The following is a 24157-nucleotide window of genomic DNA, read 5'->3' on the forward strand; positions in this document are numbered from 1 at the left end:
AATATGCGTATGAGCGGCAACGAGGAAACCTTTATTGACAAAGATGAGAGTAGAGAAGAAATTTCAGAATGTGATGTGGATGCAAATAACAATTCCAATGATACTAACATAGAAGCCTCAAGTGAAGATTTTAGTGACAGTAGGTCAAATTTAGATGTAGATATATACTTAGATGCATTTAGAGCACCTCAAAATGAGATAGATCAACTATTAAAGTTGCTAGCTAAAGAGGAGCCTAATATTTATAAGAGTCTGACGGATTATGGGATTAATAGACGTACTTCTGATTACTTACTTAGATTAATTATTGGATATGTTCTCGATAATGCGGAAAAATATTCAGGAAGCGAAAACCAAAAGGTAAATGCCATCGCCAAGGATTTCGAGAAAAGATACTCTTATGTTTTATCATCTTTAGTAACTATGGGTATACCTCGTAATAGACTTAATGAGCTTATAAAGAAAGTTATTAGATTCACACTAAATAATGCACAAATTTCTACTGAAAAAGGATGGAGTAAGTGGGAAGACTTAGGTGGCATTTTAACTTCAGGTCCTGGCTCATCTTCCTGGGGACCAAATAGATTAGATGTTTTCGTTAAAGGATCTGACAATGCTATGTATCATAAATGGTGGAATGGTTCCAGATGGAGTGACTTTGAAAATCTTGGCGGTGTCTTGACTTCTGCTCCTGCCTCAGTATCCTGGGGGCCTAATAGAATTGATACTTTTGTTCGCGGCACTGACAATGCTATGTACCATAAATGGTGGAACGGTTCTAGATGGAGCGACTATGAAAATCTAGGTGGTATTTTAACTTCTGCTCCAGGTGCATCATCATGGGGGCCAAATAGAATCGATACCTTTGTTCGTGGAACAGATAATCAACTTTATCATAAGTGGTGGAATGGGTCTAGATGGAGTGATTGGGAAGCACTAGGTGGAAACCTAACCTCTGGACCTGCTGCTGTATCCTGGGGGCCTAACCGTATTGATGTTTTTGCTAGAGGACAAAATCAAGCACTATGGCATAAATGGTGGGATGGTTCTAGGTGGAGTGATTGGGAAGACCTCGGCGGTAATATAGCATCTGAACCTGCAGCAGTATCAACTCGTCCTAATCGTATTGACGTTTTTGCTAGAGGTAAAAATGGAGAATTAATCTATAAATCTTGGAATGGAAGCCGATGGAGCTCATGGCAAAACCTCGATGGAAACTTGACCTCTGCACCTGCATCAGCATCCTGGGGCCCTAATCGTATTGATGTTTTTGCAAAAGGGAAAAACGATCATCTATGGCACCTTTGGAAGGAGTAGTATAAAAATTTGCGACATAAGATCCTATATAGGGCATTAGTCTGAAAGTTAGCTTATACTCCAGGATATGTTTCCAAGCTTCAGCACGTTAAAAACTTTTAGCTTTGGAAACATATCCCTTTGTATAAGCTAACTTTCTAGTTACTTTTCCTATAAAAACTGTGTCGCAAAATTTTTAAATTATGAATTACATTAAAAAATTACCGGTACGGAGTTTAAGATTATATACTTATGGCAAATATCTAAATGATTGTTATCTTGTTGTAATATTATATTGGTGATATTATATATAGTATAAACAAATAAAGCATGGTTGTAAGCAATTTTGCTATATTAATAAAATTTTAGATAGTGGGTGATTTTTTCATGCGTAATTTAATGTTGACAGAAGCTGGAAAGAAAAAACTAGAAGAAGAATTAGAATACCTAAAGACTGTCAAAAGAGTAGAAATAAAGGCTGCGTTAAAAGCTGCTCGTGCACAAGGCGACCTTAGTGAAAATGCAGATTATAGTGCTGCTAAAGATGACCAATCAATGACTGAAACAAGAATAATGGAATTAGAAGAAACACTTAAAAATGCACAAATCATTGAAAGTTCTGATGAAGAAGATGTATTTGGTATTAACAAAACAGCTTTAGTAAAATTCTATGATATTGATGAAACTGAAGAGGTTACATTAGTTAGTACCGTTGAGGCAGATGCTAAAAATATGAAAATAAGCATTGAGTCACCACTTGGCGAAGCTTTATATAAATTAAAAGTTGGCCAAAAGAAAACTGTAACATCACCAGATGGCGAGTATGACGTAGAAGTTATAAAAATACTATAAGAAATACATAAGATTCACTCCTAATAGAAAAATTCACAGGAGTGAATCTATTCATTTAAGAAATTTTTAGCTTGTTATTTTCTTTCGGATACCTAATCAAGTGTTTTACTAAACTTCTTCATAGTTAGGCCAACAATTATAAGAATTAAAATTAATAAAGAAATAATTGGACTTATCAGATAAGTTATTCCAACTCCCTTTACTATTATTCCTCTTAAGATCTGTAAAAAGTAAGTCATAGGTAAAACATTACTTATATAATAGATAATCTTAGGCATAGACTCTCTTGGAAACATAAATCCAGAAAGTAATACACTAGGTAATAGAAGAGCAATTGATGCCTGCATAGCTTGCAGTTGAGTTTTAGCTACTGTAGAAATTAGCATCCCCATAGCTAGAGAACATATTAAAAATAATGTTCCAAGTAAAATTAGCAATGCCACACTTCCCTTTATTGTTACCCCGAATATTATATTCCCTAAAAGCAGGGCCACAATCATATCAAAAAATCCTATTATCGTATATGGTATAAGCTTACCAACTATTAGCTCAAAAGATGTAACTGGAGTCATAATAAGCTGTTCTATCGTACCCTTTTCTCTTTCTCTAACCATAGCAAAAGATGTTAATATTACTGTTATATTTTGAAGAATCAGCCCGATAACCCCTGGTACATTAAACTTACTGCTCTCAAGAGTGGGATTATATAGCACAAATGGCTTCAAACTTATACCTGTGTTTTCTTGTTTTCCTAATGCTGACCTTTGGGTCTCAATTTTCCTCATTTTTAAAGAATAATTATTTCCAATGAGCAGTGAATATGACATAGCAGTTCTAGCTATAGTAGGATCTGATCCGTCCACTAATACCTGTACTTCAGTTGGGCTATTTCTTCTCAACTCCTTAGTATAATCAGGTGGTATAACAAGTCCAACTTTAACCTTTCCCATCGCTATATATTCCTCAACCTCTTTTGGTGAATTTACTTCTCCATAAAGTCTAAAGTAAGAGGAATTCGTAAACTTACTTGTTAACTCACGGCTCTCTGAAGTTCTGCTTCCATCATAAACTATCAAATCTACGTTATTTACATCAGTATTAACTGCAAATCCAAACAATAAAAGCATCATTATTGGCATCATCAATGCTATTACAAGGCTAGCTTTATCCCTTTTTATGTGAATAAATTCTTTTTTAGTTATAGTCATTAGCCTCTTCCACTGCATTATTTATCGCCTCTTTTCTGCCTCGTTAATTTTAAATCATCAAAAGATGATATAACATCCTTATTTGAAAGCTCTTTAACATAGCTTATAAATATATCTTCTAAGTTATTTATACCATGTTCCTCATACAAACTATCAGTAGTACTAATCGTAATGAGTTTGCTATTATAAATAAAACCTATGATATCACAGATTGAGGCCTCATCCATGTAATGAGTTGTTACTAATACTGTTATTCCACCTTTAACAAGATTAGTTATTGTACTCCAGAATTCTCTTCTTGATACCGGATCCACTCCTGCTGTTGGCTCATCTAGTATTAAAAGACTAGGTTTATGAATAAGAGAGCATCCCAATGCTAATCTTTGCTTCCATCCACCGGATAATGTACCAGCTAAACTTTTTTCTTTTCCTGTTAGATTAGCCATTTCAATTAATTCTTTTTTTCGTTCTTCTAGTTTATCCTTGGGTATCATATATATGTTTCCGTAAAACTCTAGGTTTTCTTCTACTGTTAAATCCTCATATAAACTGAACTTTTGAGACATATATCCTATATTTTGCTTTATTTTCTCTGATTCTTTTATAAGGTCATATCCTAAAACCTTTCCTTCTCCAGAAGTTGGTTTTAATACGCCGCAAATCATTCTTATAGTTGTAGATTTTCCCGAACCATTAGGCCCTAGAAAACCAAATATTTTACCTTTAGGAATGTCAAATGATAGATCATCTACAGCTGTAAAGTTCCCAAACTTTTTTGTAAGGTTTTTTATAGAGATGGCATATTCCATAATAAGCCTCCATTATTTTAAATTTACATCAAGAAGCATACCAGTTTTTACATTGTCAATATTATCTAAAACCTTGATTTTTACTTCATATACAAGCTTAGTTCTGTCATTTTTAGTAACTATATTCATTGGAGTAAATTCTGCTTCTGGTGATATATATATTATCTTTCCTTTTATGGTTTTATCCTTTAAAAAATCACTCGTAAGTGTTACTTCCTTTTCTAGTTTAATGTGTGTAAGTACGCTTTCAGGTACATAAATTTTTACCCATAGATTTTTGTCATCTAACAATGTAGCAACTGCACTACCTGGTGCTATATATTCACCTTTCTTAAAATTAATAGTTTCTATAATACCATCAGTAGATGTCACTATATTACTTTTATCTAGCATAACTTTACTAAGCTCATAACTGTTCTTTGCTTTTTCTACTCCATACTGTGCTGAGTTTTTATCTCTTTCTGTAGCACCATTTACTAATAACTGCAATTTTTCATTGGCTGAATCCAGTTGTGCACTATAGTTGCTAACCTGTGCTTTAGAGCTTTCCAATGAGTCTTTAGCATTATTAAGTACATTTGAAGCAGTGTCAAGTTCGTTTTTGGCAGCATCCATTTTGTATTTTGAATCCGCTCCACTTTTATATAGTGCTGCTGCATCATCATATATCTTTTTCTTATAATCAAAATTTGTTTGCGCAGAGTTTAAATTATTTTCTGCAATTTTTGCTGCTGCTTCTCCTTGCTTTACTAATGATTGTGCTTGTCTCACCAAAGCCTCTTGAGCTTTTATCTCCTCAGCTCTAGTACCATCTTGTTTTTTACCTAATTCATTTTCAGCGTTTTTTATTGATATTTCTGAATCTTGAAGTTTTAATGAATTTTCATCAGAGTCTATAGTCGCAACTAATTCACCGGCCTTTACCTTACTTCCCTCTTGAAGTTTAATCTCCTTTATCTTTCCACCAATTTCTGTAGATAGGTTTACCTTATCTGCTTCCACGGTACCGTAATATACAAATTCATCTTTTTGCTTGTCCTTAATGGATTTAAAAACAAAACCACCAGAAACTGCAATTATTAAAGTAATAAGCACCAATACTTTTACTTTTTTCTTTTTATCCACTATATTTCACTCCTTTATTAAAACTATATATTACTAACTCCGTTTAAGAATATATCAACAATCTTTCTTATCTCATCTTCGTGATTTTCACCTTGAAAAAAATCTGGAAAAGTATTAGAAAATATAACATAACCTAAAAGTAAGCTCATCAGTGTCCTTGTAACTAACTTAGGTTCTAGGTCTCTAAGATTGTTATTTTTTATATTAGATTCAATGAAAAAGTTTATAAATGGAATGAGTTTAGGTGCTAAGTCTTTTCGCAAAGTTTCTAATAATTCTGGTTGGTAAGCTGCCTCCATAAATACTGTTTTAATTAATGGTAGGTTTTTATCAATTAAATAGAATCTATCAATTAATAAATTATTAATTACTTCTTCTAATGGTTTATCATCTTCATTTTTTATAATTCTCTCTGCAGAATCTAAAATCATAGGCCTGAAAAACTTTGTAATTAGCGGTATTAATAGTCCCATAAGCAAATCTTTTTTAGTTTTATAATATCTAAATATAGTTCCTTCAGCTACGTCAGCTTCCTTTGCAATTTCACTCGTTCTGCTTCCATCAAACCCCTTAGCTGAAAATACTTTTACAGCAGCCTCTAATATCTGCCATTGTCTTTTCGTCATTTCTTCTTCTGAAAAGCCTTCATTTGATAAAAGCTTTTCAATCATCTCTTTATTTTCTATGTCCATCTTTATCCTCCATTTTATATAAGTAGAATAATTTTATAGTGCTTACTCACTCAAAATGAGTGAGTACTCATTTTAAATTTATTATATTTTCTGAACTTTGTCAATTGCTTTTATCAAAATAAATTCACGTTTTATTAAACTGGATAACTTATGTAAAAATAAAATGTTATAAGTATTGCTTTTTATTTTTACAAATCTATTAAAATAATCCAGAAATATTGACATTAAAGTACTTTTATGTTAATATAAGATTAACTTAAAAATATATCATTAATTTATGAAAAGACGTTCACATGAGCGCATTTAGCATTTGTGTAATGAGAGCATATTAATCTGAGGAATTTAATTCTCTTGGGTTTATATGCTCTTTTTTAATGAATATAATAAACGGGAGGGGTTAGTATGAAAAAAAATTTTAAAAGTTTCTTTGTAATTTTTATTGGAGCATTATTGGTAGCCGTGGGCACTTACTTTTTTCTAGCTCCAAACCATATTGCTGCTGGAGGAATAAGCGGTGCTGCTATAATAATAAATAGTATTTTCCCAAGTTTGCCTATCGGAGCATTGATGATGGCTATGGAGGTAGTACTATTTTTAACTGGTATTTTAATAATTGGACCTGTTTTTGGAGGAAAAACTATATTCTGCAGTTTTTCTGTTTCAGGAATAATTCTACTATTAGAAAAGTTTTTCCCTAATGTTCGTCCTTTAAGCGACGATATGTTAGTGCAACTTATATTTGGTGTCTTAATATGTGGTGTAGGTATGGCAATTGTATTTGATCAAGATGCATCTACTGGTGGTACAGATATTATTGCAAAAATAATAAACAAGTATTTTAAAATTAGCATTGGTAAATGTGTATTAATTGCTGATATTGTTATTACAGTAGCTGCCTCTATTGTATTTGGAATAGATAAAGGTATGTATGCAATTCTTGGTGTAATACTAAATGCAACACTTATAGATACTGTAATAAGAAACCTAAATACCTATAAGCAAGTAGCAATAATAAGCAATTCAGGTGAGGAAATAAAAGATTATATAGTAGATACATTAGATAGAAGTGCTACTATATACTACGCTAAAGGCGCATATAACAATAATGAAAGAGAAGTAATTACTACCGTTGTTAACAGAAAACAATTTTTAAAATTAAAGGATTATATAAAATGTATTGATGAAAGAGCCTTTATTACAGTTAATGAAGTTAATGAGGTTCTCGGAGAAGGCTTTGCAGAAATTGCATAATAAAGATGGGTACTAGCTTTGCTAGTACCCATTCTTTATTAAATTTATCCTAGTATTTCTTTTAAATCTTGTTCTGGAGTAGTTATTGGAGCTAAGTTAAATGTTTCAACCAATACATTAACTACATTTGGTGATAGAAATGCTGGTAATGAAGGTCCTATCTTAATGTTTTTGATTCCAAGAGATAACAATGTTAGTAGTATACATACAGCTTTTTGTTCATACCATGAAAGAATCAGTGATAATGGTAAGTCATTTACTCCACAATTAAATGCTTCTGCTAATGCTAATGCTATTTTAATTGCTGAATATGCATCATTACATTGTCCTACATCTAGTAATCTAGGAAGTTCTCCTATAGTTCCGAAATCTAGCTTATTAAATCTATATTTACCGCAAGCTAAAGTTAATATTATAGAATCTTGAGGAACAGCCTTAGCAAAATCTGTATAGTAGTTTCTTCCTGATTTTGCACCATCACATCCGCCTATTAAGAAGAAATGCTTAATTGCTCCTGCTTTAACTGCTTCTATTATTTTTCCTGCATTGCTTAATGTTGCATTATGTCCAAATCCAACTAATATTGACTTTTCTTCTTCATCTTCAGTCCATCCGCCAAGTTCTAGAGCTTTTTCAATAACTGGTGTAAAATCTTTTACTCCATCTTTATCATCAATATGTGCAACACCAGGCCAAGCTACTACGCTGGAAGTGAATATTCTATCTTTATAGTTTTCTCTTGGCTTTTGTATACAGTTAGTTGTCATTAAAACTGCTCCTGGAAGATTATCAAATTCTTTTTGTTGATCTTGCCAAGCTCCACCAAAGTTTCCTATAAGGTGACTATATTTATTTAACTCTGGATATGCATGACATGGAAGCATTTCACCATGAGTATAAATATTAATTCCTTTTCCTTCAGTTTGCTCTAATAATTGTTTTAAGTCCTTTAGATCATGTCCTGATACTACTATAAATGGACCTTTCTTTTTAGTTACTAGTACGCTTTTTGGAGATGGGTTTCCATATTCACTTGTATTAGCTGAATCAAGAAGCTCCATAACTTTAAAGTTTACTTGTCCAAGTTCCATATCTAAGCTAAGCCAATCTGATACAGTTAAGTTTTTATCTAAAGTAGATGCCAATAACTTATAGAAGAAGTTATTTACTACTTCGTCTTCTCTTCCTAATACATAAGCATGATGAGCATAAGCTGCCATTCCTTTTATTCCATATATACCTAATTCTCTTAATGAGCGTACATCTTCATTTAATGTTGAATCTGACATAACACCTAAATCTTTAGCGTCTGATATCATCTCTTCTATAGTATTTGGCGCTTTATAATCTACCTCATCAGGAATTTCTACAGTAATTTCTCCTGCTACTCCCTTAAGTTGAGCTTTAACACTTTCAGATTCCTTTATTAAATCAACTAATCTATTAGAATCAAAATTTACATTTGTTAAAGTTGAGAATAATGCATCCATAGTGAATTTATTAATTTTACTATCTATTTTTATTCCTTTTTTAACTGCTTCATTTCCATAGAAACCTATTCCTTTTAATTCATGAATTAGAAGGTCTTGTAATGCAGCTACAGCCGCATCTTTACCACAAACTCCAGCCTTTGTACAACCTTTACCTCCTGCAGTTTGTTCACATTGATAACAGAACATATCGTAATCATTTGCCTTTAAGTTATATCCAAGGCCGTTATTCAAATCTTCTACTAATTTATCTAGGTTTATGCCATGGACTGCCGCTGCTTGTTCTAGTGATTCCATTTGTGAAGATGGACATCCTACGCATCCCATACCATGATTCATTAATATTTGTGCTGCCTTGCTGTCTAATTTTAAAATTTCTCCGATTAGCATATTACTAGTTATTTTCATTATTATTTCCCCCTCTTAATATAAATTTTTACTTGCTATGTAAAATCTTGCGGGTTTTCTATTAGTGATTATACTTTACCAAAAATAATGTTATAAATCAGTAACCTATGTTACAGAAAAAAGAAATGTTTAATAATATAATAAACACATAAAATAATATCTAGTAAAATAAATACTAATCTAACTTACTTAAAATACATCGTCACTATATTTAAACTTAAGTGGTAATTTATTTTATATAGTTGTTTAGAAGGGAGATATAAAAATGAGTAAATTTTTAGCACCTATTCATACATGGTTGTTCAATAAAATAAAATTATATGAGGGTTTAGAATCAGATTTAGTCAATGCTTATACAGAAAAATATGGGGAGAGTGTAAAAAGCTTATATAAAGATATAGAAGAGAAGCATGGATATCCTTTAGAGAGTAAACCTATAGAGGAATTAATAGATGTTTCTAACATACATGGTTGGTTACAACATAAAATATCCCTTGCAGAGACAAGACAGGCTGCTTTTATAACAGAAATATTTAATAATTATAACAAAGAAGAGACACTAAATATAGCTCTAGATTTATATGCTAAGCAAGCCCGTATTTGTGCTGAAGAAGCAAAAGAAAAATATCAAATTAATACCCCTGAAGAAATGTATAATGCATTAAATAGCTATATCATTGAGGGTATGCCTTGTGATAGAGTAAATGATATTACTGTAAATAATGAAGATAAATTGCAGTGGGAAACTGCATTATGCCTGCATAAAAATTACTGGAATGCTGCTAACGGAGATATAAATGTCTTTTACACATTGAGAGAGGCATGGATTAAAGCTTTCATTGAAACACTTAACAGCAGCTTTACTTATAAGGTGACTCATAATGCTACTGGAACTCCTGTATCTGTAAATGAAATAATAAAAAAATAATAAAAAAGAGTAAAGGATTCAATATCTTTTACTCTTTTTTTGTAATATGATCTGCTATTTAACCCACTTTTCTTCTAACTGCTCTAACATTTTTATGTAGTTATTTTGAGTATTTTTTTCATCAGCATTATCCTCTAATTCAATACACCTGTCTTCAATTTCTTTAAGAGAGCTTTCACTTAAGGATCTTTTTGCAAAATTGTATATGGCATTATCTTCCTTATCTATATGTCTATTCAATAAATCACAATAACCTATAGAATTAGCTATAATATCTACTCTTGCTTCCATGTCTCCTTCTTTAAACTTTTTAAGTGCTTCTTCTAAATTGCTGATGAATAATCTCCCTAAATCATGTTCTACAAGCATACCAGATAGAGGTGCTTTCACTTTTTCGCCTAATTCATCTTCCATTTTCTTAAATAGTATATTTTCTTCCTTACTATGATGATGCTTATCAGCATAGTTTCGTATAAAATCAATCATCTTTATAAAATCATCATAAGATACTTTTCCAGTTTCAAGTATAGCTATACATATTTTTCTTATGACTTTAAGTCCTCTTTTTATAAACATATGTTCTTCTTTCATTAGTTCGATTGAGTCCATTTTTAATCACCTCTATTTAATATTGTTACCATTCAAATAAATATATATGAATAATTTATAGTCATATTGGGTGAACTAAATTTATATAACGCTGGAAATATTCTTATGGATGGTGATAACTTTGTCTAAAATAATAGTTTTTGTAATATTATTTGTTTTTATTTACATTACTGCAAATATATCAATTAATATTTATTTCAACAAAAAATTTACATCAAATATTCAAAACGCAGATTATATATATATTGATGGTATAAGGATAAATTTTGTTAAGAAGGGAGAAGGAGAACCTATTCTTTTAATTCATGGATTTATATGTTCAATTCTAATATTTGAAAATATAATAGATACTCTATCTCAAAACAATACAGTATTTGCCTTAGATTTAATAGGTTTTGGTTTCTCAGATAAGCGTAGAATTTTAAATTATTCTAGAAAAGATATGGGTAAGTTATCGACAAAATTTATGTTAAAGCAGTGTATGAAAATTGTATAATTTCCATACACCTTTTATATATTAAATTATATTAAATAAAAATAGATTACACTTGATTACTAGGATATCCTGCATACCCTATTCCTAAACAATCTGACAAATCTTTATCTACAGTAACTAAGTCCGTCGTTGAAAGCTGATCAAATCCAGTTTTACCCATAGCAACAAGTGCTAGTTTCATCTCTTCATTGCAAGAATTTAAGAAATTAGACAGTGTTTTTGCCCCTAGCTCTACATCTAATTCATCTGTTAGCTTTCCATCATAAAGCACAAGCTGTGGTGTTGGTTCATTAGGAGTTGCTTTCACTGCTTGAGCTTGAATCATTGCAATTAGTGCTATAGAACCTATGTAAACAGCGCTAGCTCCAAGTGCTAAGGCCTTAAGGAAATGCCCAGGAGTACTTAATCCTCCTGCTAGAATAATATCATATTTATCTTTTACTCCATTTTGCTCTAAATATTTTGCTGCCCTAGATACAGCATACAATGTAGGAAGTCCCATATCATCTTGAAGAGTTGGAGGTGAACCGGCTGTTCCCCCTTCAGCACCATCAATAGTTATAAAATCTGCATTAGTTTGCATTACTATATCTAATTCTTTTTCAATAAAATGAGATGCTGCTATTTTAATCCCCACTGGTACTTCATAATCTTTTTTTAGCTTATTTACTAAATCTATTATTTCTTTTGGTGTATTTGCTTCTTCAAATCTTGAACCTCTATTAGCTGGTTGATTTTCTCCAAGGTGCCATGATTCTCTCATGTGATCTCCTATATTTTCTGGTTTAATACTTCCAATCATTGCTCCTCCCCAGGCTCCTTGCCCAAGTTGAACTTCTATAGCATCCAGCTGAGATAACTGTTCTACTGTACACAATGATCTATATCTATTGTATTGGCCTATTAGTAGGGTAGCAGCTTTTCTTTCTTCATTAGTAACCGGTGCTTCACCAGTATTCGTTGAAATCCCAGCTAAACTAGCTCCCTTTGCCAATGCAACCTTAGCATTTAAGCTTAACGAGGCTCCATAAGACATACCTGTTATCATAATTGGCATAGATAATTTTAAAGGTTTTACAGCATTTTTCCCTATAGTTACTTGGGTATCTACAGCAAATTCATCCTTTGTAGGAAGTGAAAAAAGCTGTGTTGGGTTTAAATATAATTTATTCCATGGTGATTGAACATTTGGACTTCCAAGTGATCTACTTAATACTTCTCCAGATTCCCCTCTCATACAAGCCTCAATTATAGCACGTACTGTTAACTTTTGTGCTGCTGTTATAAGTACAAAAATATTTTCTGTATATTCGTCCTTTAGCATTCTTCCCATTAAATTGTCAGCAGTATCATTAGCTATTCCTCTAATTAAGCTTTGAAACATAAGAATACACTTCCTTTCAGTTTTACCATTAATAATTATTGTGTATAAATATATAAAGTAATATGTAATCTTTGGTTTGGTTTATTATGGAATAAAACCTATATTATATGGTAATACTGTCATTAATAGTTAATATATAGGAGGCTATAAAATGAGAATTCCAAATCATATTGGCGTTATACCTGATGGAAACAGACGCTGGGCTGTTAAGCAAGGATTAGGTAAAGAACAAGGATACGGCCCAGGACTTGATCCCGGATTACAATTATTTAAGATTTGCAAAGAACTTGGAGTAAAAGAATTAACTTATTATGGTTTTACTACGGACAATACCAAAAGACCAGCAGTACAAACCAAAGCCTTTACTGCAGCATGTATAGAGGCAGTAAAAATGTTATCTAAGGAAGATGCCTCGCTTTTAGTTGTTGGTAATAGTTCATCGCCTATGTTTCCTAAAGAACTTCTTCCTTTTACTAAAAGAAAACAGTTCGGTAAAGGAGAAATGAAAGTCAATTTTTTGGTTAATTATGGTTGGGAATGGGATTTGGGAAATGCTAACGATTTAACTACAAATAATAGAAACACTATAATAAGTTATTTAAAATCCTCTGATATTACTAGAGTGGACTTAATTATAAGGTGGGGAGGAAGAAGAAGACTTAGTGGATTTTTACCAGTTCAATCAGTCTATTCAGATTTTTACATTATAGATGATTACTGGCCTGACTTTAAGCCTTCACAATTTTACGAAGCTCTTGAATGGTATAACAAGCAAGATATTACTCTTGGAGGCTAAAAGTGGAAAGCTATTTAACAGCTTCCCTTTTTATTAGGCCCATTCAAACAAATAATAAGCCAGTATGATTGAAAATAAATTATCATACTGACTTGTTATTTATTTGAATGTAACTTATATTAACTTAACCCTAGTTCCTTACGCTTTTTCTCTATATGATCAACATATATTTGAATAGTTTTTTCTGCATCTAATTCTACTACAACTTTTCCAAGTCCCAATGTCTCTGTTGTTTCTGTAAGAGTTTTAACTACTACATCGCTTCCTGTTATAGATGGAACAGGAGCTACATGTACTAACCATCCAAGCGCCACGGCTGTACATGCATCTGCTACTGCTTTTTGCTCTAGATATTCTGGTGCACCTATGACTAACGGTAATTTATTTGTATCTACATCTAATGCATCAGCAAGTTCTTTTGCTGTATGCGTCATTTTGCCAATATCAACGCATGCACCATAGCTTAGTACAGGTGGTATTCCCAATTGTTTACATACAGCCTTTAAGCCCTCACCTGCTTCATCGGCAGCCTTCGGATTTGTTAAACCTGTATATTCCATAACACTTGAAGTACATCCACCTGATAGCACAAGTATGTTGTTCTTAATTAGGCCTTGGGTTATTTTGAATATATTGCTTCCCCCTTGACCATATCTTGCTGTTGTACACCCAACTATAGTTGCAATACCTCTTATATTACCATTTACGATTTGGTCAATTAGTGGTTTAAAGCTTCCACCTAGCGCTCCTTTGACTGACTCTGTACTAAATCCAACCATGCAATCTGATACATATGGTGGTATATGAACTTTTCTATTTTCACCTTTACGATTCTTAAATGCATCAATAGCCATATCTAAAACTTTTGCCGCTTGCTCATTCATCTTCTCAGGAACAAAATCTAAGGTCTCTGTTCCTTGAAGCTTAATCACTGGATGTACGCTTAAAAGTTTAGTTCCAAAGCGTTTTGCATAAAGTGGCAAGGTTGGAACCGTGCAGTTATAATCAAACATAAATAGGTCAACTACGCCTGTAGCAAGTAAATATTCTTCAGATAACCATTCACCTTCTTGACCGGTATAAGCCTTTTGATTATGAGTTCCCTCATAGTTCATCAGCTGTTGTCCTTCACAAACATGACCTAATATCTGTATTCCATCAGCGCCAGCAGCTTTTGCCTTTTGCTGCCATTCATCAGATGAAGCCATTTCAATAGCCACATGTGCAAGAAGAGGCATGTGTCCATTTGTAATTATATTTATCATATTTTCTTTTAATAAGCCCATATTTTGCTGCTTCATTGTTATTTCTTGAGTGCCCATAAGTATTTCCTGTAATATATCAAGCATAAATAAACCTTGATATTCATTAGCTATACCAAGTCTTACGCTGTTTAATAAGAATTCAATAGGATCAGAAGTAAAGTTAGTCATACACCTTGTTTGTGCAAAAGCAACTTCACTATATCCTCCCCCTGGGAATAATCCTAGCTGATTCCATAATTCCTTACGTCTTGTAGGTGCAAAAGCCTCTACAGTTTTAGAAGGAATATGGAATGGTGCATGTATGTCATCCATAACCCACTGTGCAAATTGTACTGCCAGTTTTTCTATAGGCTGATTAGCATCAAGTCCTGCCATATCAGCATACTTTTTGAGTTTTTCAGCATCTCTTATCTTTAGACCACTTTCTGGATGTTCTCCTGCTGCTTTAAGTGTTCTTGCAGCTTGGTGTGCATGAAATATGTTAGCAGATGTACCTATAGTAACATGTCTATACATAAAGTTTCTAGCTACCATTGTGTGTCTATCAACACCGCAGGTTCCTCTAGGAACTTTATCACTTATACGACAAGGCCCATTAGCACACAACTGGCAGGATAACCCCTCAATACAAAATTTACATTGTATTGGCTGCTGCTGTGAAAAACGATCGAAAACGTTTGTCATTCCAGCCTTATGTACAACTTTATACATATCTCTCATAGCAGGATCAATTATGACATTTAGAGGAAAGCCATCTTTACCTTGATCATCTTTATTTTTTATATGCTCTCTTTGAAGTTTATGAACCTCTTCCATAGAAACTGGATTGCCGGCAGCGCTATAATCAACTTTAAATTGTTCATGAAGATCATGATGATCGTTTGGATCATTAGTATCCTTTACTTTTTCAGATATGGTATGAGCTTCTCCACTCATTGTTTCTGCACTTTTTTTATAAGAACCTTGAATATCCTTATCTGACATATAAATCACTCCTTGTTAATTATTCCCATTTAGTTTTTTCATAGAGAGTTATTTATATACATAGGAAACTACTTTTAATTAGTACATTAACCCATGATTTGATATTTTAAATTTAACATCAATATTTATTTGTGCTGTTTTATAAGCTTCATTCCAGTTAACCTTTTTCCAATAATCACTATGTTTAGCTCTTACTATATCTCCAATTCCTAGTGAATCACAACCTACCGCCTGAGTATATTTTATTATATTTAAACACTCATTTTTCAGCTCCTCAGCCATTTCACTTTCAAGTTCTCTATACTTTTTTTCTTTATCTAAATCGTCCCATCTATATTCATCAATAAATCCTTTAAATTTTAATTGTATATTTACAATTGGTTTACCTTTATCTATATTAACATTTATTTTTCTTTTTGATTTTTTTATGGAAGCGGCTATGCCATCTTTTACATTACTATGAGCATCTTCTATATTAGGAACTCTAAATATGTATTCCACTGTATTTTTCATTTTATTCATCATTGCAAGTATTAAAGTGGTTTGTTTAACATCAATGTTTCCTACCATTTTATCTCTTGAAAACAGTGCTGAACCTATAATTTTAACTGATGTAGATTCTAATTTTATCATAGGAACTATACTGTCTAACCCTTCCACATAATATTCTGTATCAAAATTATGAATTCTAGTTTCCGCCATTTTTGAATCTTTTACAGCAGCTTCAAATAGTTGATTTAAATACATTCCTATTCTTGGCTTATCCTGAAATTCAAGCGATTTTTTACATAATTCATAAGGACTTCCATCTACAATAACTAAAAATGCTAGTGTAGGACTTAAAGGATCACTAGAAAATATGGATATCAAATTATGGATATCACCTTTTTCTGCTAACTCTTTTGAAATAAGAACTTGCTGAACCTTACCAGCTTCTAATGGTCTAGATGTTTTTGTTCTTGAAATCTCTCTTGCCTGCCTTAATGAGTCCGCCTCTTGGCTAGTTAACTCTACCTGATTTTTTTTCCCAAGTCCAATAGCTGGGCTTGTGTAAGTGATTAATAGCTTTCTACCTTTTTCCTTTGAAGACTCTATTCCAGTCACTAATATAAAGCCAACTTTTTCATAAATTTTTTGATCCCAGCAGCCTATAAGTGTGTTTGAAAAAATTACTATCATTAAAATTACAAGTATTTTCTTTATCTTTATTCTAACTATTTTTTGCATTAGAATTTACACCTCTTTTATTAACAAAGGAAAATGCATAACTCACTAAAAGAAAAACTATAACTGAAATTCCATAAATACTAACTATTCTTTCAAAATTTGAAATTTGTATTTGATCTTTCGGGATTCTACTTATTAAAACTATTATAATTGTGCATAAAGTAGTAAGCATTTTTTTATTTTTTATATTTAAGAGTTTATAGGAGCTATAATGTGCACAAAAATAGCAGGTACGTATTGCACCAGCCATGACAGGCATCCAAAGAGATATAAAAAATAAGTCTACTCTTTCAAATAACATAGATTTATATGCTCTAGCTAAACTAAAAAGGGGAAATACCATAAACTTTAACCTATTTTCCCCAAATATTCCTGTAGAAACTATAACAACTGAAGTATAAAAAAATCCAGATAAAAAAATTGCTGCTACTGTAGACTTTGTAATCTTATTTTTATCCATAATATTAGGGTAAATAAAAGATAGTAATTCATAACCTAAAAATGAAAAAGTTACAGTACCTGTACCTTTTATAATATTCTTAATCCCTGCTTCCCCTACAGGTTGAAGAAATGTTAATCTTATGCTTTTACCTACTAACATTAGTAAAATCATCATAGTTGTTATTGAAAAGTAAAATACACTGCCATATCTACATACAGCTTTTAGCCCATACCAAACTAAATATATGGTAGGAATCATAACAAAAAGACTCAATATAATAGCTGGAGTATTTCTTAGTATGGCAACCTTTATAAGCTCTGTGAATTGTCTTAGTATATAAGCTGGTAGTAAATATGTGTATACTACTAATACATAATTATTAAAGGTTCCTATATGTTTGCCATATAACAATCTATTAATTTCTAAAATTGACTTATTAGGATATCTCTTTAGAAAAAATGTTATTAAGCTTCCTGAGATTATTGATATAAAATTTGCTGCTATTACACAAATCCATCCGTCATGGCCAACAGCTTTTGCAAGAGATGCTGGTAGTGAAAGTATACCAACTCCCACTTGAGCAGTTAATATAAATGTCATTGCCTGTTTTGAGGTTATATTATTTCTATCCTTCTCCATTACCTTTTCCTCTTTTCTTATCTACAGGTTTTGGCATTTCAGGTCTCCTTCTAAGTAAGTTAAGTGGAAATCTTACAATAGTATCTTTAAGGTCCTTAACTCTTAAAGGTATAATCGGTTGGAAATATGGCTGTCCTAAGGATTCTAATACAACAAGATGCGCAATTATCATTGATACACTTATGACAACACCTATAATTCCAAATATAGCAGAAAATATCATTATTACAAATCTTATAAATCTTATAGCTAAACCCATATCATAAGTTGGTTGAACAAATGAAGCAATAGCAGTTACTGCTACTATAATTATAAGTAAATCACTTACAATACCAGCTTGAACTGCTGCCTGCCCTATAACAATACCGCCTACGATGCCTACCGAAGTGCCTATATATGTAGGAAGCCTTACAGCTGCCTCTCGAATAAACTCTATAGTTATTTCCATAACTAATGCTTCAAGTATAGGTGGCAAAAATACTCTTGATCTGGATTCCGCTAGTGATACCAATAGGTTTAATGGAATCATGTAGTAATGAAAAGAGATAATTGCTATATATAATGCCGGAAGAAGAACCGCAATGATTAAAGCTAGAAACCTTAGAATCGTCAAAAAACTTCCAAATATCCAATGAGTACTATAATCATCAAAAGCTGTCAAAAATGCAAAAAAGTTTACTGGTAAAATAAGAACTACGGGAGTCATATCTAACAAAACTACTAATCTTCCTTCCAAAAGTGCTGCAATAGCTCTATCAGGCCTTTCTGTGGCTTGGTATTGTGGAAAAGGTGATTTCTTAAAATCAGTTATAAATTGTTGTATGTAACCAATCGCAAGTATTCCGTCATAGTTTATAGTACTTAGTTTATTATATAAAGTATCTATCATCTGAGGATTTGCTATTCCTTCAATGTAGGCAATTGCAGTAGTTTGATTAGTTGCAGTACCTAATTTTAACGTTTTAAATTTAAGATTATTGTTTCTAATTCTTTTTCTTAATATAGACATATTTATATTTAAATCTTCTATAAATCCTTCATGAGGTCCTTTTACATTTTTCTCAGTTTGTGGTTCACTTATCTCTCTTTTTTCAGATTTCTTGCTTTCACAGCATATGGCATAATTGATTCCATCCACAATAAAAATTGTTATACCTGACATTATATTTTGCAAAAGCTCATTAAAGTCATAAGTAAGAAAAATACTACTAATAGGAATGTTTTGTATCTTTTTTAAATCTAATAAGTCTTCATATTTCATAGAGATTATAGGACTTATAAAATCTCTTTGTATTAAGTTGTCATTAACAAGTCCTTCTATATATATAAAGCAACCTTCTTTATCATTATCTAAATACACATTTTTCCACATAATATCCGGACAATTAGTAAATTTTATTTTTAATTGATTTATATTATCTAAAATGGAATTAGATATTTTTACATCTGCAGGGTTGTTACTACAACTATTATTCATATTTGTATTGTTTATCATACTTACAAACACCACCATTTATGATGTCTTAATTATTGTTATATTTTATTTACTGCTTATTTCTATCACTTATTTGTTGTTTTACCTTTTTTACAATGGTTGCAATATCCTTATATGCCTTAATAGTTCCATAAGTTACTATAGGCCTTCCAAAAGACACGAGATTCATTGCTCTTGAACTAAAACCTCCAATTTTCATCCACAAGTTAACAGATGGTTGTGTATCTACTATAAGCAGATTATCTGTGCTTCCATTTAAAATAGTATACATACTTGATATAGCAGGTACAACCAAATTAGGCTTATATCTACGTCCCATAGTAAATACCTTATTTCCAAATTCATCTTCGCCAATATATAATAGAGTTCCCATTTGACTTCGAGTTGTCTTGTCAAAAGTCGGTAGACTTAATAATTCTTCTTTTGTAGGAATCTTATCCATAGAGAGGTTTCCTATATGAATATTTGCAGCTGTAGCTGTAGAGTGCGCTCCTCCTGCATCATGATAAACAACTATCATAATTAATCCTCCTATTCTGATATAAGTTTTAATTTAATTATTCTAAAATAACTCCAATAATTTCAATTTTAATGATCAAAAATTTCATATATAATCTCTTATTATATTAAAGTACCTTAAATTCCATATTTTTATTCATAACTAAAACTTAATATAAAGCTAACTATATTAACACATCTGGATAATACTTCAACACATGAGAAAACTTTCACTAATAGCTTTTACTTCTTTGAAGATAATAATATAGAGGAGGGATAGTATGGCAAAAAATAGAATTAAAGAACGTTTTATGGGAGTTCCAGTAGAAAGTCATGACACTGCAGCATGGGCTAATATAGAGGATACAAAACCAGTTTCAAATGTTACCTTACCTAGCGAAACCGAAGTAAGAAATGCAAAGGAATGGGTAGATACAAACGAAAAATAATACTTATAAAGAAAGGGTTGCCTATAACATAGTAACCCTTTCTTTTAATAATTCTATATGAAACTTTTGTTAATATTTCATTTCTGCTAAGCGCTTATAAAAGTCGTATCTTTCTTTAGCATTTTTCTCTGCTTCATCAAACATTTTATCTGCAATCTCTGGAAATACGTTCATAAGTGAAGAATATCTTATTTCACCATGTATGAAATCCTTAAATGGTTTTGTTGGTTCCTTTGACTCTAATAGGAACGGATTCTTTCCTTCTTCTCTAAGCATTGGATTGTATCTATATAAATGCCAATATCCACTTTCTACAGCTTTCTTTTCTTCCATTATGCTAGTTCCCATTCCAGATTTTATACCATGACTTATACATGGAGCATATGCTATTATAAGTGATGGTCCCTTATATCTTTCAGCTTCAGTTATAGCTTTGATTGTTTGATTCATATTTGCACCCATTGCTATTTGAGCTACATATACATAGCCATAAGTCATTGCCATTGCTCCAAGGTCTTTTTTTCTTACCTTCTTTCCTGCTGCTGCAAGCTTAGCTACTGCACCAGTTGGTGTAGATTTTGAGGATTGACCACCAGTGTTAGAGTATATTTCTGTATCCATAACAAATAGGTTTACGTCATCTCCCATTGCAAGTACTTGGTCCACACCACCATAGCCTATATCGTATGCCCAACCATCTCCGCCTATAATCCATTGAGATTTCTTTATTAAGTAGTCTTTTCTATCCATTATTTCTTTTATAATTTCATCCTTACTATAGTCGTAACCTTTTAAAACCTCAAATATTTTAGCTGTAGCTTTTTTCGAACCGTCTCCATCATTCATTTCATTTAACCACAAATTGAAGGCTTCCTTTATTTCTTCTTTCCCATCAGCTAGCACATATATCTTCATTAAATCAGCTATTTTTTCTCTTATCTGCTTAACTCCTAAATACATTCCATATCCATATTCAGCATTATCCTCAAATAATGAGTTTGCCCAAGCAGGTCCTTTGCCTTCTGCGTTTGTAGAGTATGCTATTGATGGTGCACTTGCTCCCCAAATTGATGAGCAACCTGTAGCATTAGCAATCATCATCCTATCTCCAAATAATTGTGTTAAAAGTCTAATATATGGGGTTTCACCACATCCTGGACAAGCTCCATTAAACTCAAGCAATGGTCTCACAAACTGACTTCCCTTTAATGTATTAGGATCCATAACATTCTCCTTAGGAGTAACAGTCATTGCAAATTCCCAGTTTTCTGCTTCCATCTCTATTTCATGATCTGCCTGTTTCATCATAAGTGCTTTTCCTGGTGCAGGGCATACATCTGCGCAATTACCGCATCCTGTGCAGTCAAGTGGAGCAACTTGAATACGATATTGATACTGTTCTAATCCTTTTCCTGTTGCTTTTTTAGTTTTAAATGTATCTGGTGCTCTCTTTACTTCATCTTCATCTAGTAAAAATGGTCTTACAGTTGCGTGAGGACATATATACGAGCATTGATTACATTGAATGCATTTATCTATCTGCCATTCAGGTATCATTACAGCAATTCCTCTCTTTTCATATGCTGTTGTACCAAGTGGATAAGAACCATCTTCCATACCTACAAAAGTGCTAACAGGAAGCTCATCACCTTCGTGTCTTGCTATAGGTCGTTGAATTTTCTTAATAAACTCTGGTTCATCTTTAATTGGTATATTAGGGTCTTTTGCATCAGCCCAGTTTCCTGGTACAGTAATCTTTTTCAAGGAATCTATACCTCTATCAACTGCAGCCTTATTCATTTCAACAATCTTTTGGCCCTTTTTGCCATAAATGTGCTCTATAGAGTTCTTTAAGTATTCAATGGCATCTTCAATAGGAATTACATTAGCTAATTTAAAGAATGCTGACTGCATAATCATATTTATTCTTCCGCCTAATCCTATTTCGCCTGCTATTGATATAGCATCTATTACATAAAAATTAATATTATGCTTTGCTATGAATCTCTTTATTGATGCTGGTAATTTTTCATCTAGTTCTTTTTCATCCCATGGACAGTTAAGTACAAATGTTCCACCATCTTTTAGACCTTTTAATAAATCATAATTATATACAAAGGACTTATTGTGACAAGCAATATAATCAGCTTTATATACTAGATATGGTGATTTAATAGGTTTTTTACCAAATCTTAAATGAGAAACAGTTGTTCCACCTGATTTCTTGCTGTCATAAGAGAAATAGGCCTGTGCATAAAGGTTAGTGTTATCTCCAATAATCTTAACTGCACTTTTATTTGCTCCAACGGTACCATCTGATCCCAATCCATAGAATTTGCAGCTTATAGTTCCCTCTGGTGATGTTTGTATAATATCCTCTTCTTGAAGTGATGTATTGGTTACATCATCTACTATTCCAATAGTAAATCCATCCTTTGGATTATCTTGTTTTAAATTATTAAACACTGCCAGTATTTGAGATGGTCTGGTATCTTTAGATCCTAATCCATACCTTCCGCCTACAATTACAGGTCTGTTCTCGCTCTTATCATATAACTTAACTACATCTAAATATAGAGGCTCTGCCAATGATCCTGGTTCTTTTGTTCTATCTAAAACTGCTATTTTCTTTACAGTTTTAGGTAATACATCAAAGAAATACTTAGCAGAAAATGGTCTATATAAATGCACTTTTATAGATCCTACTTTTTCTCCTTTAGACATTAAGTAATCAACAGTTTCATCTACAGTATCACAAACTGAACCCATAGCTACTATTATGTACTCTGCATCTGGCGCACCATAGTAATCGAATGGATGATAAACTCTTCCCGTAACCTTTTCTATTTCTCTCATATAGTTTTCTACAATATCTGGCACTGCTAAATAAAATGGATTTGAAACTTCTCTTCCTTGAAAATAAATATCTGGATTTTGTGCAGTACCTCTTACTACAGGGTGTTCTGGATTAATTGCTCTATCTCTAAATTGTTTAATAGCTTCGTAATCAACAAGTTTCGCAAGCTCATCATAATCAATAACTTCTATTTTTTGATACTCATGTGATGTTCTAAATCCATCAAAAAAATGTAAAAATGGAACCCTTGATTTAATTGTAGATAAATGTGAAACGCATCCTAAATCCATTGCTTCTTGAACGCTTGATGAAGCTAATAATGCAAAACCTGTTTGTCTGCATGCCATTACGTCTTGATGATCCCCAAATATTGATAATGCATGTGCAGCTATTGCACGAGCTGTTACGTGAAAAACTCCTGGTAGATGCTCCCCTGCGATTTTATACATATTAGGAATCATTAAAAGCAATCCTTGTGATGCTGTATATGTTGAAGTTAATGCTCCTGCTGCAAGAGAACCATGAACTGCTCCTGCTGCACCTGCCTCTGATTGCATTTCAACAACCTTTACTGGCTGACCAAATATATTTCTCTTTCCATGAGCAGCCCATTCATCTACACCTTCTGCCATAGGCGTAGATGGAGTTATCGGGTATATTGCCGCAACTTCTGTAAAAGCATATGATGCATAAGCAGCAGCTGCATTTCCATCCATTGTCTTCATAACCTTTTTCATGAAATAATCCTCCTCACATTTTTAAAATAAGGCACATAAAAATAAATAACAAGTCAAATTTGAATGTGCCTGATACTCATACTATTTTCCTAACTTATTATTTGATACAGAAAGAATCTCATACATAAAATAAAAAATTATTTACTAATTTTTTTATTTTTACTAAGAAAATTCTAATTTTTAATATTATTAAGAAATTAGCAAAGAATATTATTAGTAC

General features: G+C 32.2%; 20 protein-coding genes. 7 read left to right on the forward strand and 13 right to left on the reverse strand.

Translation table 11 applies throughout. The features are described from left to right. Positions 1-75: 75 nt before the first annotated feature. Together ACZ5N4_RS23925 and greA are read left to right on the forward strand one after the other, a co-directional pair. Positions 76-1317 carry a PLL family lectin gene (locus ACZ5N4_RS23925; protein ID WP_464211041.1) on the forward strand — a complete coding sequence of 414 codons (1242 nt, stop codon included), beginning with the start codon at positions 76-78 and terminating at the stop codon, positions 1315-1317. A gap of 366 nt (positions 1318-1683) precedes the next feature. Further along, positions 1684-2148 (forward strand): transcription elongation factor GreA, encoded by a 465-nt coding sequence (gene greA / locus ACZ5N4_RS23930; RefSeq protein WP_464204995.1) that lies wholly within the window; start codon positions 1684-1686, stop codon positions 2146-2148. Positions 2149-2240: 92 nt separating this feature from the next. Here greA and ACZ5N4_RS23935 read toward each other — a convergent pair whose 3' ends face one another. Genes ACZ5N4_RS23935 through ACZ5N4_RS23950 form a run of 4 tightly spaced genes read right to left on the reverse strand, consistent with a single transcriptional unit; the run spans position 2241 to position 5982 of the window. Then, on the reverse strand, positions 2241-3356 hold the full coding sequence (locus ACZ5N4_RS23935; RefSeq protein ID WP_464204997.1) for an ABC transporter permease: 1116 nt from the start codon (positions 3354-3356) through the stop codon (positions 2241-2243). A gap of 17 nt (positions 3357-3373) precedes the next feature. Beyond that, on the reverse strand, positions 3374-4165 hold the full coding sequence (locus ACZ5N4_RS23940) for an ABC transporter ATP-binding protein (RefSeq protein ID WP_464204999.1): 792 nt from the start codon (positions 4163-4165) through the stop codon (positions 3374-3376). Positions 4166-4177: 12 nt separating this feature from the next. Beyond that, a complete protein-coding gene (locus ACZ5N4_RS23945) occupies positions 4178-5290 on the reverse strand; it encodes an HlyD family secretion protein (RefSeq protein WP_464205001.1) in 1113 nt (370 codons plus the stop codon). A 23-nt stretch (positions 5291-5313) separates the two neighbouring features. Beyond that, positions 5314-5982, reverse strand: a complete 669-nt coding sequence (locus tag ACZ5N4_RS23950) for a TetR/AcrR family transcriptional regulator (RefSeq protein WP_464205003.1) — start codon at positions 5980-5982, stop codon at positions 5314-5316. A gap of 402 nt (positions 5983-6384) precedes the next feature. On the opposite strand from ACZ5N4_RS23950, the gene ACZ5N4_RS23955 reads away from it, so the two are divergent. After that, positions 6385-7233 carry a YitT family protein gene (locus ACZ5N4_RS23955; protein WP_464205005.1) on the forward strand — a complete coding sequence of 283 codons (849 nt, stop codon included), beginning with the start codon at positions 6385-6387 and terminating at the stop codon, positions 7231-7233. A gap of 44 nt (positions 7234-7277) precedes the next feature. On the opposite strand, the gene hcp is transcribed toward ACZ5N4_RS23955, so the two are convergent. Beyond that, on the reverse strand, positions 7278-9131 hold the full coding sequence (hcp, locus tag ACZ5N4_RS23960; protein ID WP_464205007.1) for a hydroxylamine reductase: 1854 nt from the start codon (positions 9129-9131) through the stop codon (positions 7278-7280). A 265-nt stretch (positions 9132-9396) separates the two neighbouring features. Between hcp and ACZ5N4_RS23965 the strand changes: the two genes are divergently transcribed. Continuing rightward, entirely contained in the window at positions 9397-10059 is a 663-nt protein-coding gene (locus ACZ5N4_RS23965) for a hypothetical protein (RefSeq protein WP_464205009.1), read from the forward strand. A 54-nt stretch (positions 10060-10113) separates the two neighbouring features. Here the strand turns inward: ACZ5N4_RS23965 and ACZ5N4_RS23970 are convergent, their stop codons facing one another. Continuing rightward, positions 10114-10668: a hemerythrin domain-containing protein gene (locus ACZ5N4_RS23970; RefSeq protein ID WP_464205011.1), complete on the reverse strand. Its 555-nt coding sequence runs from the start codon at positions 10666-10668 to the stop codon at positions 10114-10116. A gap of 121 nt (positions 10669-10789) precedes the next feature. Between ACZ5N4_RS23970 and ACZ5N4_RS23975 the strand changes: the two genes are divergently transcribed. Further along, positions 10790-11164, forward strand: a complete 375-nt coding sequence (locus ACZ5N4_RS23975; RefSeq protein ID WP_464205013.1) for an alpha/beta fold hydrolase — start codon at positions 10790-10792, stop codon at positions 11162-11164. A gap of 46 nt (positions 11165-11210) precedes the next feature. On the opposite strand, the gene ACZ5N4_RS23980 is transcribed toward ACZ5N4_RS23975, so the two are convergent. Then, positions 11211-12548 carry an FMN-binding glutamate synthase family protein gene (locus ACZ5N4_RS23980; protein ID WP_464205015.1) on the reverse strand — a complete coding sequence of 446 codons (1338 nt, stop codon included), beginning with the start codon at positions 12546-12548 and terminating at the stop codon, positions 11211-11213. Between the two features lie 151 nt (positions 12549-12699). Between ACZ5N4_RS23980 and ACZ5N4_RS23985 the strand changes: the two genes are divergently transcribed. After that, positions 12700-13344 (forward strand): undecaprenyl diphosphate synthase family protein, encoded by a 645-nt coding sequence (locus ACZ5N4_RS23985; RefSeq protein ID WP_464205017.1) that lies wholly within the window; start codon positions 12700-12702, stop codon positions 13342-13344. Positions 13345-13463: 119 nt separating this feature from the next. Here the strand turns inward: ACZ5N4_RS23985 and cooS are convergent, their stop codons facing one another. From cooS to ACZ5N4_RS24010, 5 genes are all read right to left on the reverse strand, one after another. Further along, the gene (gene cooS, locus ACZ5N4_RS23990) at positions 13464-15593 is read right to left on the reverse strand and encodes an anaerobic carbon-monoxide dehydrogenase catalytic subunit (protein ID WP_464205019.1); all 2130 of its coding nucleotides are present in this window, start codon (positions 15591-15593) and stop codon (positions 13464-13466) included. A gap of 78 nt (positions 15594-15671) precedes the next feature. Then, entirely contained in the window at positions 15672-16820 is a 1149-nt protein-coding gene (locus tag ACZ5N4_RS23995; protein ID WP_464205021.1) for a Ger(x)C family spore germination protein, read from the reverse strand. Next, positions 16804-17901 carry a GerAB/ArcD/ProY family transporter gene (locus ACZ5N4_RS24000; protein WP_464205022.1) on the reverse strand — a complete coding sequence of 366 codons (1098 nt, stop codon included), beginning with the start codon at positions 17899-17901 and terminating at the stop codon, positions 16804-16806. Before ACZ5N4_RS24000 ends, ACZ5N4_RS23995 begins: the two co-directional genes overlap by 17 nt. Continuing rightward, positions 17888-19396, reverse strand: coding sequence for a spore germination protein (locus ACZ5N4_RS24005; RefSeq protein ID WP_464205024.1), 1509 nt, complete (start codon positions 19394-19396; stop codon positions 17888-17890). Before ACZ5N4_RS24005 ends, ACZ5N4_RS24000 begins: the two co-directional genes overlap by 14 nt. Before the next feature lie 49 nt (positions 19397-19445). Beyond that, positions 19446-19916, reverse strand: a complete 471-nt coding sequence (locus ACZ5N4_RS24010) for a DUF3189 family protein (RefSeq protein WP_464205026.1) — start codon at positions 19914-19916, stop codon at positions 19446-19448. 259 nt (positions 19917-20175) lie between these two features. Here ACZ5N4_RS24010 and ACZ5N4_RS24015 point away from each other — a divergent pair, with 259 nt between their 5' ends. Then, a complete protein-coding gene (locus ACZ5N4_RS24015; RefSeq protein WP_464205028.1) occupies positions 20176-20343 on the forward strand; it encodes a CDIF630_02480 family spore surface protein in 168 nt (55 codons plus the stop codon). A 69-nt stretch (positions 20344-20412) separates the two neighbouring features. Here ACZ5N4_RS24015 and nifJ read toward each other — a convergent pair whose 3' ends face one another. Next, on the reverse strand, positions 20413-23937 hold the full coding sequence (gene nifJ, locus ACZ5N4_RS24020; RefSeq protein WP_464205029.1) for a pyruvate:ferredoxin (flavodoxin) oxidoreductase: 3525 nt from the start codon (positions 23935-23937) through the stop codon (positions 20413-20415). Between the last annotated feature and the right edge of the window lie 220 nt (positions 23938-24157).

It is taken from the genome of Clostridium nitrophenolicum (assembly GCF_055391695.1).